Raw genomic sequence first — 15,357 nt, forward strand, 5'->3', positions numbered from 1 at the left:
CTGATTCAGACAATTACGCTGAGCAAGTCACGCAACCTTCTTCCATAGAGCAGGTTGGACCGGCTGGTATTTCGTCGACGATCTGGTCAACAATTTCAGGGATAACCGGATCCATGTTTTTGCCGCCCTGGTTCTCCACAGTAAATTTAACCGCTTGCGATGCCGCTTGTGTACGCAGGTAGTACATACCTGTTTTAAGGCCTTTCTTCCATGCATAGAAGTGCATCGAAGTAAGCTTGCTGGCATTTGGTGAGTTGATGAACAGGTTAAGCGATTGCGACTGGCAGATATAAGCGCCACGGTCGGCAGCCATATCAATGATGTTACGCATCTTAATTTCCCATACGGTTTTGTACAGGTCTTTCATATCCTGTGGTATCTCGGCAATATCCTGGATAGAACCATTAGCGCTGATGATCTTGTCCTTCATGGTGTTGTTCCACAGGCCACGGTTCACCAGATCGCGCAGCAGGTGTTTGTTCACGATCACAAACTCACCACTCAGTACACGGCGGGTGTAAATGTTTGAGGTGTATGGTTCAAAGCATTCGTTGTTACCTAATATCTGCGATGTTGAAGCAGTAGGCATTGGGGCTACTAACAGCGAGTTGCGCACGCCGTGGTTCATTACATCAAGGCGCAGGTTTGCCCAATCCCAACGGCCGCTTTCCGGCGATACATTCCACAGATCGAACTGGAATTTACCTTTTGACAGTGGCGAACCTTTAAAGGTTTTGTACGGGCCTTCTTTAATAGCCAGGTCTTTAGAAGCTGTCATCGAAGCAAAATAGATAGTCTCGAAGATCTCCTTGTTCAGTTTGCGGGCTTCGTCGCTTTCAAAAGGCATACGCAGCAAAATAAAGGCATCAGCCAAACCTTGTACGCCTAAACCAATAGGGCGGTGGCGCAGGTTGCTGTAGCGGGCCTCTTCAACCGGGTAGTAGTTATTATCGATGATCCTGTTCAGGTTCAAAGTAGCCTGGTAGGTCACTTCGTACAATTTATCATGATCGAACACACCATTGATCACAAAGCGTGGCAATGCCAGCGATGCCAGGTTACAAACGGCAACCTCTTTATCTGAGGTGTACTCGATGATCTCGGTGCACAGGTTAGAGCTTTTAATGGTACCTAAATTCTGCTGGTTAGATTTACCGTTGGCGGCATCTTTATACAACAGGTATGGTGTACCGGTTTCTACCTGGCTATCTAACACGGCAAACCAAAGTTCCTGCGCCTTGATTGTTTTGCGGGCGCGGCCTTCTTTTTCGTATTTGGTGTACAGGGCTTCAAATTCTGCACCCCAGCAGTCGGCTAAACCCGGTGCTTCGTGCGGGCAGAACAGGCTCCAATCCTCGTTAGCCTCTACGCGCTGCATAAACAGGTCGCTTACCCAAAGGGCGTAGAACAAATCGCGGGCGCGCATTTCTTCCTTACCGTGGTTTTTGCGCAGGTCAAGAAATTCTAAAATATCGGCATGCCATGGCTCTAAGTAAATAGCGAAGGCGCCTTTACGCTTGCCGCCGCCCTGGTCTACATAACGGGCAGTATCGTTAAATACGCGTAGCATTGGGATAATACCGTTGCTTGTACCGTTGGTGCCGCCAATGTACGAGCCGGTTGCACGCACATTATGGATGCTTAGACCGATACCACCGGCGCTTTGCGAAATTTTAGCCGTTTGTTTCAGGGTATCGTATATACCGTCGATGCTGTCTTCCTTCATGGTTAGCAGGAAGCAAGACGACATTTGCGGTTTTGGTGTACCGGCGTTGAACAAAGTAGGGGTTGCGTGGGTAAACCAGCGCTCACTCATCAGGTTGTAGGTTTTGATGGCGCTTTCAATATCGTTTTTGTGGATACCTACCGATACGCGCATAAACAGGTGCTGCGGGCGTTCGGCAACTTTACCATCCAGCTTTAACAGGTACGATTTTTCGAGGGTTTTAAAACCAAAATAGTCGAAGCCAAAATCGCGGTCGTATATAATGCTGCTATCCAGTTCTTCGGCGTTATCCATAATTATCTGGTAAACGTCGTCGGCCAGCAGGGGTGCCGGTTTACCGTTCTTTGGATCCACATATTCATACAGCAGCTTCATCGTTTCAGAGAACGATTTGATGGTATTTTTGTGCAGGTTTGATACCGCTATGCGCGATGCCAGCAAAGCATAATCGGGGTGCTTTGTGGTTAACGATGCCGCCGTCTCGGCTGCCAGGTTGTCCAGCTCGGAGGTAGTAACTCCGTCAAATAAACCTTCAATTACTTTCTTGGCCACATCGATGGGATCTACCAGCGATGGGAAACCATAGCACAATTTTTCGATACGTGCGGTGATCTTGTCAAATTTTACGGATTCCTTTCTGCCGTCTCTTTTTACTACAAACATTTTTGTCCCCCTGTTTTGTTCCGTTTGCGGAACGTGTTCTTGTTTCTGTTAATTAATCTCTATAAGTGTGATGGTTGGTTTCGGCTTATGTGTTTTATTAGAAGTCTTCGTCAAGCGAGAACGATTTCGTTTCGGCGCCGCCGCTGTTCAGTACGCCGCTTTTTTGGTAATCGCCCACGCGCTTTTCAAAGAAATTGGTTTTACCCTGCAGCGATATCATCTCCATAAAATCGAATGGATTTGTCGCGCCATAGTGTTTAGGATAACCCAGTTCGCCCAGCCAGCGGTCGGCCACAAACTCAATGTACTGGCTCATCAGCTTGGCGTTCATGCCTATCAGTGCTACCGGCAAGGCATCGGTAATAAACTCTTTCTCTATCTCTACCGCATCGGTAATAATGCTGGTCACGGCTTCTTTGCTCAGCTTGTTTTCAAGCATGCTGTATAGCAGGCAGGCAAACTCGCAGTGCGAACCTTCATCGCGCGATATCAACTCGTTACTGAAGGTTAAGCCCGGCATTAAACCACGCTTTTTCAACCAAAAGATAGAGCAGAAACTACCCGAAAAGAAGATCCCTTCTACCGCGGCGAATGCCACCAAACGCTCGGCAAACGATCCGTTCTCTATCCAGCGTAAAGCCCATTCGGCTTTTTTCTGTACACAAGGGATGGTATCGATAGCGTGGAACAGGCGATCCTTCTCAACCGGGTCTTTCACGTAGGTATCGATCAGCAGCGCGTAGGTTTCCGAGTGGATGTTTTCCATCATGATCTGGAAACCGTAGAAACAGCGGGCCTCGGGCAACTGCACCTCGCTCATAAAGTTCACGGCAAGGTTTTCATTCACAATGCCATCGCTGGCGGCAAAAAATGCCAGGATGTGCGATATGAAGTGCTTTTCGCCGGGGTTAAGGTTCTCCCAGTGTTTTAAATCGTCAGAAAGATCGATCTCTTCGGCTGTCCAAAAGCTGGCTTCCGACTTTTTGTACATTTCCCAAATAGCCGGGTATTTAATGGGCAGAATTACAAAGCGGTCTTTGTTTTCTCTTAAAAGCAATTCGTTTTCCTGGCTCATTTCTTTCCTGTTAATTTTTTTGATCGTTCCTTCGTTCTTAATTACCGACGACAAAGCCGCCCTGCTTTTTTGGTTGTTAAAAGCAGTTATCAAACCTGTCTTCTAATAAATTTTATTTGTGATAGTTTCCCCGCTGTTTTATTTTAATGTTAACGCATGATTTACAAACCGTTAACTCATCATCGGTAGTTACATGAAAACCGCGGGAGAACAGTAACAAATGTAATAGCCCATCCGATAGGTTTTATATCGAAGTTTTTAACAAATGGCCTACTTATAAACAATTTGGTGCCTTATTTTTTAACACTATTTGGTGCAAAACTTTTTTTAACTTTTTCGAACAACTCATAAGAATATTCGTTACGATTAACCCCGTTAACCGGGACGAACATGCGTTTGCTCAATACGAATAAAACAAGGCAAAAAAAATGCCGCAATAAGCTAATTAGCAATTAAATAACCCGGAGATGAAATTTGATATATTCAACATAACGGGTGTGATATTTTATTTGATAATTAGTTAACCCTGGCTTCACCTATCCAAAACAAAAAGAGGCCGTATCATAAATCAAATGATGCGGTCTTTATTTTTTTAGCCTAATAGCTGAATTTGGTATTGAGTTTCTATGGAATTTTTTGAGGGGGAGGGGGTAGCTTTCTTGGGCGAACCTGAGTGGTAAAACGACTCATTTAAGCCGCTTTTTTCCTTAGATTTTGTGCGATTGCAACTAAACCCCATTCTATTTCTACTTTTTCCTTGCCGCGGAGCATAAACCGTTTAAAGCCATGGTTCTGCTTAATATTACCAAATACAGGTTCTACATCAAAGCAGCGTTTCTTTCGCCGTTGTATGCCTTCTTCACTGTTTAACAGCTCGTGCGCCTTTTGTTTCAGGCGGTTCAGGTTTTCATTGATTTCAATGATCCGATTCCCTTTTGATTTATGGCAAATACCGTTCAGCGGACAGTTAGCGCAGTTAACTGCCTGGTATCTTTTTACCGTTTGTTCAAACTCCGTGCTTGTTTTTCTTTTACTTGTTCCGATGAAATTCATTTGCTGGCCCATCGGGCAGATGTAACAATCTTTCTCCTGGTTGTAAAAAAGCTTATTTGCTGCAAAAGGGTGCTTGTTGTTGTGATTCTCATTTTGTTCCTTATCGAACATCCCATACTTTACAAAGGCGATTGTTCCTTTTTGTTCCAACCGCGTGTAGTTCTCCTCGGAGCCATATCCGGCATCGGCTGTAAGCACTTGCGGTGCTTTGCCAAAGCTGACTTCATGCTGCGCTAAATGAGCACTTAATGTATTGGTGTCTGTGGTGTTGGAGTGAATGGTGTAATTGACAATGAACTGGTTGGATGTGGATATCTGAACATTATACCCCGGTTTTAACTGGCCGTTTTTCATGTGGTCTTCCTTCATCCGCATGAATGTGGCATCCGTATCGGTCTTGGAATAGCTGTTGCGTTCACCCAGCAGAGCTTCCTGCTGCTCATAGCGGGCAATGGCCTGCGGGTAATGTTTGCTGATATACCGCAGCTTGCTTTTGACCTGTTTGGAAACATCCTCACGCGAGGAAAGCTTCTCATTGAGTTTATCTACTGCGGCATTGACCTTTTCACTGTCAATAACAGTAAAGTCAGGCGGATCAGGCAGCCTGTCTTCTTCTTTTGCTACGCTTTGGGCATAGTCCCATATCTCTGACAGCTGCTTTTTCATCTTTTCCTTATTGGTCTGAATCGCTTTCTTCCAGACAAAGGTATACCGGTTTGCATTCGCCTCTATCTTTGTCCCGTCCGTATTCACTTCTTCAATACTGAGCAGGCCTTCCTCTGCCAAAAGTTTCACCACATCTTCGAACACATCACGCAGCGCATGCTTCAAACGTACGCCCCGGAAACGGTTGATCGTATTATGATCAGGATAGTTCATCGAACTCAGCCACATCAGGTAAACGCTTTCCCGGCAGGCTGCTGCCAGCTTTCGGCTGGAGTAGGTGTTGGTTACATACCCATATACCAGCACCTTTAACAACATTTGCGGGTGATAGCTTGAACTCCCGCGGATATGATAAGCTTTCAGCAATGGTTCCAGATAGAGCCTGTCGATCACATCGTTAACTACACGCACCGGGTGCGATGCCGGAACTAATTCGTCAAGTGTCGGAGGAATAGCCATCAACTGCCGTTGCTGGTAGGGCTTGAATACAGGTCTTTTAGAGGACATACTACGCTACTTTCGATACATAAATATATGAAAATCAGATTATTATATCAAATAAATACCCCTCTTTATTCCAATAAATTATGCACAAATAAAAAAGAGGCCATACCATGATTTATGATACAGCCTCTTTTTGTTTTGGATAGCAATATCCCCGGTATCCTTACTTCTTCTTCAACTGCGATTTATCGATCACCACATAAATAGTATCAATTATATGACCCTGCGGTTGCTGGCTTTTGTTATTAAATAAGGTTGCCATGTTCTTATCCAACACTTCCACCTTGTTCACAAAGTGGTCGGTCTCGCCACGGTTGTTGAACCAGTTTTTCCCTTGGTTTCGTGATAGATGAGTTTTACCTTCCAACCGTTTTGGGCGGCACTTACCAGGGTGTTGATCACCGCGGTATCCGGATGATCGTTATCCACCGAAAAATCGAACGGCACACTGCTGTTCATACCGGTTTGGGTAACGTTGAGGTGGCCTTCATAGGATTTCCAGATCACGCCGGTGTTTGACAGTTGGGTGATGACACCAATACGCTCGCCGTTTGAATAATTTTCGGTGCAGGATGCGAAAAGGATGGCTATCATGCCTAAAAGTATCAGTCGTTTCATGGTTGTTTTTGATTGCTGGTTTTAGGATTAGAATGAGGAACTGGGGAATTGTTACACCCCGTTGTTTCCGTCATGCTGAGCGCGAGCGAAGCATCCCCGGTTAGCAGAAGCTGTAATGCATTGTTTGGGATGCTTCGCTCGCGCTCAGCATGACGAATTACTATGTTACGCCAGCGGCACAAATTTCATCGATACCGAATTAACGCAATGGCGGGTGTTCTTAGGCGTCATAAACTCTCCTTCGAAAACATGGCCCAGGTGGGCACCGCAGTTAGCACAAAGTATCTCTACACGCCGGCCATCGGCATCCACCTCGCGGCGAACGGCACCGGGTATCTCATCATCAAAGCTCGGCCAGCCGCAAAACGACTCGAATTTATCGGCCGAATTATACAGCGGCGCATCGCAGCGCTTGCACACATATACGCCTTCTGCCTTGTTGTTCAGCAACTCGCCGGTAAAAGGGCGCTCGGTACCTTTATATAGCATTACCCTTTCTTCTTCGGAGGTTAATTTGTTGTATTCCATATTGTTTATGATTTCTTTTTGTTGATTTCACCGATTGCAGGATCGATTTCACAGATTTATTCTGCTTTTCCGATATATACAATATACGACAATTTTGGGCGATCGAAGTTTTGCGAAGATGATGTTTACATAGCTTTGACCAAGCACAGGGAATTGTCTCAACTCTCATGTCTAAAATCTCAAATCTACATAGACAATATCTTTTGCCATATCGCTTCATCCACCGGGATACCCTCTGCCATATTACGTTCACGGGTTCTCAACGTTCCCTCGCCGGGATATTGGATGTGTTTACCTTCTTCGGTCCGGCTGCTTTTGGTGTAGTTGATTATCTCTTCGATCAATCTATCTGTCAACTCATCGCCATCGGGCTTAATACAGATAAACACCTGCGACACACCTAATTCCTTAGGTCTTGAGGTGATATTTTGAGTAGAGTTACCCTTGCTTAAAACCGTAGCCAGCAGATCTAACACCAGTGACAGGCCAGAGCCCTTCCAAAAGCCTACCGGTAACGGGCGTAATGATTCGATAATGGCGCCGGGATCGGTGGTTAAATTGCCGTCATTGTCGTATCCGCCGGGCAGTGGTAGTTGCTCGCCAGCGTTTTTATATTGATGCAGTTTGCCGAACGAATACTGCGTAATGGCCATATCCAAAACCACATGCCCATTTTTCCGCGGTATGGCGATCACCAGCGGGTTATTGCCCAGTCGAGGGTCTACCCCGCCCCAGGGGGGCAAGTTGGCAATGGTGTTGGTGAACGATATGCTGATGCACCCTGCTTCTGCCGCCTGCCAGCCATAAGTGCCGCCGCGCATCCAGTGGTTGGTATTGCGCAAGGCTACACAGCCAATACCGTTCTCTTTAGTCAGGTGGATAGCCTTGTTCATGCAAAATTCGGCATTCAGCATCCCTGGGCCAAGGTTACCATCCCAACGCTCGATAGCGCCCATACTGTCGGCCAATGTTGGTACAGCATCCGGAATGATCAAACCCTCCTGTACATATTGAACAAAAACCGGGAAACGGTTTAACCCATGCGTATAAACCCCGTCGCGGCTATTCTCTGCAAAAATGCGGGCGCAGGCTTCCGCCTTGTCTTCAGCAAAATTTTGCTTAAGCAGGATCCGTTTAAATTCGGCTTTGAGTTGGGGGAATGAGATGCGCATATTGTTTTAGATTTAACCACAAAGGTCACAAAGAAAAGACCACAAAGTACACAGAGATTTTATACATTTCAAAAAGCCTTTGTGCTCTTTGTGCAAAAACCTTCGTGTTCTTTGTGGTAAATAGCCGCAATTACAAGGTCGCCATATCTATCACAAACCTATACCGCACATCACCTTTTTCCATACGCTCGTAAGCGGTGTGGATATCTTTAATGTCGATCATTTCAATGTCCGATACGATATTATTTTCGGCGCAGAAATCAAGCATTTCCTGGGTCTCGGCTAATCCGCCAATGCCCGAACCGGCCAGGCTTTTACGGCCACCCAATAAACTGAACGCGGCAACCGGTGCTGGTTCAGACGGTGCGCCCACGCAGATCATGGTACCATCGGTTTTCAGCAACGACAGGTACATATTAAGGTCGTGCTCCGCCGATACGGTATCCAGTATAAAATCAAAGCTGCCACGGGCAGCTTTAACCTGTTCCGGGTCGGTAGTAACCACAAAGTGGTGCGCGCCTAATTTTTTAGCGTCGGCTTCTTTTTTAGGCGAAGTACTTAAAACGGTAACCTCGGCGCCGAATGCTACGCCAAACTTAACGCCCATGTGGCCTAAACCACCTAAACCAAGCACAGCCAATTTGTGCCCCTTGCCCACCTTCCAGTGGCGTAACGGCGAATAGGTAGTGATACCGGCACACAATAAAGGCGCGGTAGCAGCCAGGTCAAGTTTATCAGATATGTGCAGCACAAAATCCTCGTGTACTACTATCGAGTTTGAATAACCACCGTAGGTAGGTGTTTTCTTGTCTTGCTCTAAGCCGTTATACGTTTGCGAATTACCATTAAGGCAGTATTGCTCCAAATCCTGTTTGCAGTTCTCGCATTCGCGGCACGAATCTACCAAACAGCCGGTACCGGCCAGGTCGCCTACTTTAAAATTCTTTACGTGGTCGCCTACTTTAACCACGCGGCCTACTATCTCGTGGCCGGGAACCATTGGGAAGATGCCTGGGAACCAGTCATCTTTGATCTGGTGCAGATCGGAGTGGCAAACGCCACAGTATAAAATGTCGAATTGTACATCGTGCGGACCTACTTCACGGCGTTCGAAGTTCCATGGAGCAAGATCTGATGTGTTGCTTTGCGCGGCATAGCCTTTTACTGGGATCATAGTTTTTCTGGTATTTGATGTTGATAGGCCAAAGGTATTTATCCAAGTGTAAAAAGATAGACATGGATTTGTAAAATCGTCTGAACCTTGATTAAACAGATTTTTAAGATGGCAGGATTTTTATATCATGGTAATCCTAAAAATCTGTTTAATCAAGGTTCAGACAATTATACTTTCCGCTGTCCATTGCACGTTAATAGGTTTTGCTATTTTTGCACGATACATGAGAAAAGGAACCGCTTTATTTTTACTGACCGCTTTAGCCGCGTTGTGCCTGGTTGTTAATTCGTGCAAAAAGGATAATTCGGGCACGGTAGAAAACCTGCTGGCCCGTGGCACCTGGCAACTGGCATCGGTAACGCGGTTTAATTATATAGGTGGCACCAACGTAAGCACCGACACGCTGAACACCAAATGCGGCCTTACCCAAAGCTTCACCTTTGTTAACGATAACACCTGTACCTTTCGCAACTTCTCCTGCATTGAACAATCAGCTACAGGACAATGGCAATTGTCGGAAGATAAACTGACCCTCATATCATCCCTAAGCTGTAAAGACACCCTGGCCGGCGCCAACGTAACGGCCAAACCTTTTGTTAATGCCCGTATTGTGAACCTGGGTCAGTACTCGCTGATCATTGAAACCGGCGATCTAAGCTCGTACTACCTCTCTACCGATAAGCGCCATATTAAGCGCTATGGTTTTGTGCGGTTTTAAAACATCAACACCGAGGACTTACCCGGTCGTGGCTACGCCCTACCACCCTCTCTTCGCTGCGCGGAAAGAGGGATATGGATATCGGATACTGCTCCTGCCCTCCATCTGCGCAGCGAAGAGAGGGCCGACCAACGTAGCGTAGCCGGGTGGAGTAAACCGCAATGCAGATCAACCATGCATTTGTCACAAATAAGCCCTTTATTTGTATAGCATACATGATAACAGACAATCACGGCCGTAAAATTAACTACCTGCGCCTGGCGGTAACCGACAGGTGCAACCTGCGTTGCTTTTACTGCATGCCCGAAGAAGGTATCGACTGGCTAAACCGTGCCGAACTGTTAAGTTACGAGGAAATACTGCGCCTTTGCACCCTGCTGGTAGATATGGGTATCGATAAGATACGTATTACCGGCGGCGAACCTTTTGTGCGCAGGGATATGATGCAACTACTGGAAGCATTATCGGCTATTGATGGTTTGAACGAGATCAGCCTCACTACCAACGGCGTGCTCACCGCACCTTACATCCCGGAGTTAAAACGCCTGGGTATCAAATCCATCAATTTAAGTTTAGACACGCTTGATGCCGGTCGCTTTTTCAGTATCACCCGCCGCGATGAGTTTGCCGCGGTAATGCACACTTTGGATGAATTGCTGAAGTACGGTTTTGAAGTAAAAATAAACGCCGTGGTGATGGACGGCCGCAATACCCAGGATATTTTACCACTGGTGGCCCTAACTAAAGACCTGCCGGTTAGCGTGCGTTTTATTGAAGAGATGCCCTTTAACGGCGACAGCCATGTTTACACCGGTCTTGCATGGGATCACCTGCGCATACTGGATCACATCACACAAAGCTATCCCGGGATTCAAAAAATTAAGGATGCGCCATACTCCACATCATACAATTATCATATACCGGGGCATATCGGTAATGTGGGTATCATAGCCGCTTACTCACGTACTTTTTGCGGCACCTGTAACCGTATACGGCTTACGCCGCAAGGCGAAATGAAAACTTGCCTGTATGAGGGCGAGGGCCTGGATGTCAGAGCACTGTTACGCTCAAACGCAAGTAATGATGAACTGCGGCAACAATTAGCAACAGCCATCAGTCACCGCGCTAAGGATGGCTGGGAGGCCGAGGCCGCGCGCAAAACCGGCGACCCGGTACATGAATCGATGGCATTAATTGGGGGATAAATAAATGACCACTGTAGAACAAGCCGAACATATTATCCAAAACCAGGTGCGCGATTACGGAACTGAGTTGGTGCCTTTTGACCGATCTACAGGCCGGGTACTGGCCGAGGATATTTTGGCCGACCGCGATATGCCACCCTTTAACCGGGTGACCATGGATGGCATAGCCATTAATTATAGCACTTACGCCAACGGTATTCGCACGTTCTATATAGCAGCCACGCAAGCCGCGGGCGATAAACCTGTCGCTGTATCAGACCTAAACCACTGTATCGAGATCATGACCGGCGCGGTGCTACCCAATTGGGCTGATACAGTGATCCGTTACGAAGATGTACTGATCAGCGGAAATGAAGCCGAAGTATTGGTTGATACGGTTAACCAGGGGCAAAACATTCATTTTAAAGGAAGAGATAAGCAACAGGGCGATGTCGTGGTCGCTAAAGGACGGTTGATCAATCCGTCTATTATTAGCATCATCGCATCGATAGGAAAAACACAGGTGCTGGTAAAAAAATTACCGCGTGTGGCCATTATTTCATCGGGCGATGAACTGGTGGATGTGCACCAAACACCCGCGCCTTACCAGATCCGCAAATCAAATAACCACACCATCAAGGCCGTTTTGCAGCAACACGGTTTAAATGCCGGTATGCTGCATATTGCCGATAACGCCGAACAAACCCGCGATGCCATCAGCAAATGTTTAGCCAATTACGATGCCATCCTGCTATCAGGCGGCATTTCAATGGGTAAATTCGATTATATCCCGCAGGCACTGGAGCAGGTGGGTGTACGTAAAATATTCCACCGCGTGCAGCAACGGCCGGGCAAACCGTTTTGGTTTGGTGCGGATGCAAAGGGGGTATTGATTTTCGCGTTCCCGGGTAACCCAGTGGCTACGTTTATGTGCCTGCACCGCTATTTTTTGCCATGGTTGCGGGCGGTAATGGATCTGTACGAGCGTCCGGTGTACGCCATGTTAGCCGAAGATTTTTATTTTGAACCCGATCTGCAATATTTTTTACAGGTAAAAACCACGGTCGCGCCCGATGCGCGGCTTATCGCCACGCCACTGGCCGGCAATGGTTCGGGCGATTTTGCTAACTTAGCGGATACGGACGCGTTTTTAGAACTCCCCGCCGGAAGGGATGAATTTGAAGCGGGCGAGGTGTTCAGGTTGTGGCGCTTCTGACGGCTAAGACTCACCCGGTCGTAGCTACGCCCTTCCCCCCTTTCTCGCCTTTGGCAAAAGAGGGGGAAGACATTTCCGATACTGCTTTTGCCCTCTTTCCGCGCAGCGAAGAGAGGGTCGACCAGCAGCGTAGCGAGGTTGGGGAGAGTAAACGCCGTATGGTTGAGATAACAATGAATGACAAAGAATAAGCAATGGGCTTTACGCATTTAAACGAACAAGGCAACCCCACCATGGTAAACGTAGCCGAAAAGCAGGTAAGCACCCGCACAGCTACTGCGCGCAGTATAGTGGCCCTGCCCCCCGAAGTTTTGGCTCATTTAACCGATGGGCAATTGCAAACCAAAAAAGGCCCGGTATTCCAGGTGGCAATTATTGCCGGCATTATGGCCGCCAAAAAAACCGGCGAGTTGATCCCACTTTGCCATCCGCTGGGATTGGACAATTGCGATATCAACATTAGTATAAACGAAGCGCAGGAAGTAGTGATAGATTGCACGGCCGGCATCACTGCCAAAACCGGTGTAGAGATGGAGGCTTTAGTAGGCGCCAGCATGGCGGCGCTGACCATTTATGATATGTGCAAGGCCATGAGCCATGATATTGTGATAAAAGAAACCAGGCTGATGGCTAAAACGGGGGGGAAACGTGACTTTAAAAGGGCATAAAAAACATACCGCGCTGATACGCCCCGATCTTGGCAATTTTGGCCGGAACGAATGGGCTATTGCAGGCGCACCCTGCAATGAGATAAAAGCTTTGGCCGAACAGCTGATCGCTGCACTATCGCCCATGGCTAAAATAGCTTATGCTGATGCGCAGCATGACGACGAGCCACAGGCACCATCAGGCAGGTTAACTGTCGGGGCAGCGATGGAATACACCCAAAAAGCGGGATTACAGGAAGTGGTCTACCAGGGCGAGTTGAACGGTTTTCAAAATCGCGTGTTGTTTAATAATGTCGATATGCTATTATTGAACGGCAACCATCACCAGGGTAAAAAACAGGTGGTAGTTATCGACAGCCGCAAAAAGGCATCCTTACAAAAAAGGCTTAGCCAGTTGACAGATGTACGCCTGTTTTTATTGATCGATGGCGAAACAGACCTATTTGATCTTATAAAGGAAACCATTCCAAACTGGCAGCAGATACCTGTTTGCAAAATGGGTGACACAGAACAGGTGATCGAGTTTTTTAAAGCGGAATTAAACAAGGCCAGGCCACAACTTAACGCGCTGGTATTGGCCGGTGGCAAAAGCGAACGCATGGGTCAGGATAAAGGCGCCATCAACTGGCATGGGAAAGACCAGCGTTATTACATGGCCGACCTGCTAAAAGGCTATACCGATAACGTATACATCTCCTGCCGCGCCGATCAACAACATGATATCGATGCCGTTTACCAAACGCTCCCCGATACTTTTACCGGATTAGGCCCGTTTGGCGCGATACTTTCAGCATTTCGCGAACAGCCCGAAAAAGCTTGGTTGGTGATTGCCTGCGATCTGCCTTTACTGGATAAGGACACGCTGGATTTCCTGATCGCCAGCCGCGATCCATCGGCCATAGCTACCGCTTTTAAATCCCCGCACGATGAGTTTCCCGAACCGCTCATCACCATTTGGGAGCCGAAGAGTTACCCGGTACTACTGTCGTTTTTAGCGCAGGGATACTCGTGCCCCAGGAAGGTTTTGATCAACAGCGATAGCCATATTATTAAAGCACCGAATCCCGGCGCGCTTACCAACGTGAACACGCCCGAGGAATTGAAACGTGTTAAGGCCCTCATCCAACCAAAAAATGTTTCGGCCTGATGGATACCTCGCGTTATAGCTGCCAGGTAGCGTTGCCCGGTTTTGGCCGGCAGGCGCAGCAGCGTTTGCAGCAGTCCCGGGTACTGATAGTCGGTATGGGCGGTTTAGGCTGCCCGGCAGCGCAGTACCTGGCCGCGGCAGGCGTGGGCGCATTGGGTATTACTGATAACGATACCGTGAGCATCAGCAACCTGCACCGCCAAATATTATATACACCTGGCGACGCGGGCAGGGAGAAAGTAGCAGTTGCAGCTGAAAAGTTGCGGTTGCAAAATCCGAACATCAGCATCACTCCGTATAATTTAAAAGTTACAGCGGATAATGTGCTGGCTTTGTTCGGTCAGTACGATGTGATACTGGACGGCACCGACAATTTCGAAACCCGTTATTTACTGAACGACGCGGCAGTACTAAGCAACAAGCCCTTGATCTACGGTGCTATTTATCAATATGAAGGCCAAACAGCCGTCTGGAACGCCCCCAACCCTGATGGCACCCGCGGCCCCAATTACCGCGACCTATACCCACAGGTGGATGCCACCCAGATACCCAACTGCGCCGATGGCGGCGTGATACCCACCATTGCCGGGATGATTGGCTGCGCCATGGCCAACGAAGCTATTAAATACATCACCCAAACCGGCGAATTGCTGGCAGGCAAAATGCTGATGCTTGATACGCAAACCATGCAAAGCCGGGTGATAAAAATTGGCGCTGCCACTAAAACCAATATCACACAATTAGCGCAAACCAGTGTTGCCGAAACCATAAGTGCAACAGCATTGAAAGCTTTACTGCCCGCTGGTACTATTGAACTCATCGACATTCGCGGCAACGAGGAGCATGAAGATTTTAACATCGGCGGCAGGCATATCCCGGCTTATAAACTGGAACGTAGTTTAGATAGTTTTGATGATACCAAAACCATTGTGTTATACTGCACCATTGGCAAACGCAGTGCCGATGCGGTTAAGCGGCTGAGAGAGTTGAAGCCGGGTTTGAATGTGGTTTCGCTGGAAGGTGGGGTGAAGGCTTGGGTGGAATTGGACAATTAAAAACCAACCCGTCATCCTGAGCAATAGCGAAGGATCCCCGGCAAGCAGGGCGGCAATGCATAGTTTGGGATGCTTCGCTATCGCTCAGCATGACGAAATCTTTTACTCACGGCGTAGCCGAAACCCAAACCTCGTCCCGCCACTGGCTTCAGTTTATAACTGAAGCCCCGGATAGAAACAAGTCTATGAC

13 protein-coding genes are annotated in these 15,357 nt (G+C 47.6%); 6 read left to right on the forward strand and 7 right to left on the reverse strand.

What is annotated here, in order from left to right; all coding sequences use genetic code 11:
- Positions 1 to 13 precede the first annotated feature (13 nt).
- From HQ865_RS17750 to HQ865_RS17780, 7 genes are all read right to left on the reverse strand, one after another.
- Positions 14 to 2,389: a ribonucleoside-diphosphate reductase subunit alpha gene (locus HQ865_RS17750; RefSeq protein ID WP_173416190.1), complete on the reverse strand. Its 2,376-nt coding sequence runs from the start codon at positions 2,387 to 2,389 to the stop codon at positions 14 to 16.
- A 97-nt stretch (positions 2,390 to 2,486) separates the two neighbouring features.
- Positions 2,487 to 3,464 carry a ribonucleoside-diphosphate reductase small subunit gene (locus tag HQ865_RS17755; protein WP_173417838.1) on the reverse strand — a complete coding sequence of 326 codons (978 nt, stop codon included), beginning with the start codon at positions 3,462 to 3,464 and terminating at the stop codon, positions 2,487 to 2,489.
- A gap of 690 nt (positions 3,465 to 4,154) precedes the next feature.
- Entirely contained in the window at positions 4,155 to 5,690 is a 1,536-nt protein-coding gene (locus HQ865_RS17760) for an IS1182 family transposase (RefSeq protein WP_173412997.1), read from the reverse strand.
- Between the two features lie 285 nt (positions 5,691 to 5,975).
- Complete coding sequence (locus tag HQ865_RS17765) at positions 5,976 to 6,305, reverse strand: hypothetical protein (protein WP_202020399.1); 330 nt, start codon at positions 6,303 to 6,305, stop codon at positions 5,976 to 5,978.
- A 165-nt stretch (positions 6,306 to 6,470) separates the two neighbouring features.
- Positions 6,471 to 6,833 (reverse strand): methionine-R-sulfoxide reductase, encoded by a 363-nt coding sequence (locus tag HQ865_RS17770; RefSeq protein WP_173416191.1) that lies wholly within the window; start codon positions 6,831 to 6,833, stop codon positions 6,471 to 6,473.
- Between the two features lie 185 nt (positions 6,834 to 7,018).
- Positions 7,019 to 8,005, reverse strand: a complete 987-nt coding sequence (gene yiaK, locus HQ865_RS17775; RefSeq protein WP_173416192.1) for a 3-dehydro-L-gulonate 2-dehydrogenase — start codon at positions 8,003 to 8,005, stop codon at positions 7,019 to 7,021.
- 130 nt (positions 8,006 to 8,135) lie between these two features.
- Positions 8,136 to 9,179 (reverse strand): NAD(P)-dependent alcohol dehydrogenase, encoded by a 1,044-nt coding sequence (locus HQ865_RS17780; RefSeq protein ID WP_173416193.1) that lies wholly within the window; start codon positions 9,177 to 9,179, stop codon positions 8,136 to 8,138.
- 223 nt (positions 9,180 to 9,402) lie between these two features.
- On the opposite strand from HQ865_RS17780, the gene HQ865_RS17785 reads away from it, so the two are divergent.
- The 6 genes from HQ865_RS17785 to HQ865_RS17810 all read left to right on the forward strand — a co-directional run bounded on the left by HQ865_RS17785 (position 9,403) and on the right by HQ865_RS17810 (position 15,167).
- Positions 9,403 to 9,897 (forward strand): lipocalin family protein, encoded by a 495-nt coding sequence (locus HQ865_RS17785; protein ID WP_173416194.1) that lies wholly within the window; start codon positions 9,403 to 9,405, stop codon positions 9,895 to 9,897.
- Between the two features lie 215 nt (positions 9,898 to 10,112).
- A complete protein-coding gene (gene moaA, locus HQ865_RS17790) occupies positions 10,113 to 11,102 on the forward strand; it encodes a GTP 3',8-cyclase MoaA (RefSeq protein ID WP_173416195.1) in 990 nt (329 codons plus the stop codon).
- Positions 11,103 to 11,106: 4 nt separating this feature from the next.
- Positions 11,107 to 12,297 carry a molybdopterin molybdotransferase MoeA gene (locus tag HQ865_RS17795; RefSeq protein WP_173416196.1) on the forward strand — a complete coding sequence of 397 codons (1,191 nt, stop codon included), beginning with the start codon at positions 11,107 to 11,109 and terminating at the stop codon, positions 12,295 to 12,297.
- A gap of 194 nt (positions 12,298 to 12,491) precedes the next feature.
- Positions 12,492 to 12,965: a cyclic pyranopterin monophosphate synthase MoaC gene (gene moaC, locus HQ865_RS17800; protein ID WP_173416197.1), complete on the forward strand. Its 474-nt coding sequence runs from the start codon at positions 12,492 to 12,494 to the stop codon at positions 12,963 to 12,965.
- Positions 12,946 to 14,112, forward strand: a complete 1,167-nt coding sequence (locus tag HQ865_RS25870; protein WP_202020400.1) for an NTP transferase domain-containing protein — start codon at positions 12,946 to 12,948, stop codon at positions 14,110 to 14,112. Before moaC ends, HQ865_RS25870 begins: the two co-directional genes overlap by 20 nt.
- On the forward strand, positions 14,112 to 15,167 hold the full coding sequence (locus HQ865_RS17810; RefSeq protein ID WP_173416198.1) for a HesA/MoeB/ThiF family protein: 1,056 nt from the start codon (positions 14,112 to 14,114) through the stop codon (positions 15,165 to 15,167). The genes HQ865_RS25870 and HQ865_RS17810 overlap by 1 nt, the downstream gene beginning before the upstream one ends.
- Positions 15,168 to 15,357 lie beyond the last annotated feature (190 nt).

The sequence above is a fragment of the Mucilaginibacter mali genome, from assembly GCF_013283875.1.
In the GTDB taxonomy this organism is placed as follows: domain Bacteria; phylum Bacteroidota; class Bacteroidia; order Sphingobacteriales; family Sphingobacteriaceae; genus Mucilaginibacter; species Mucilaginibacter mali.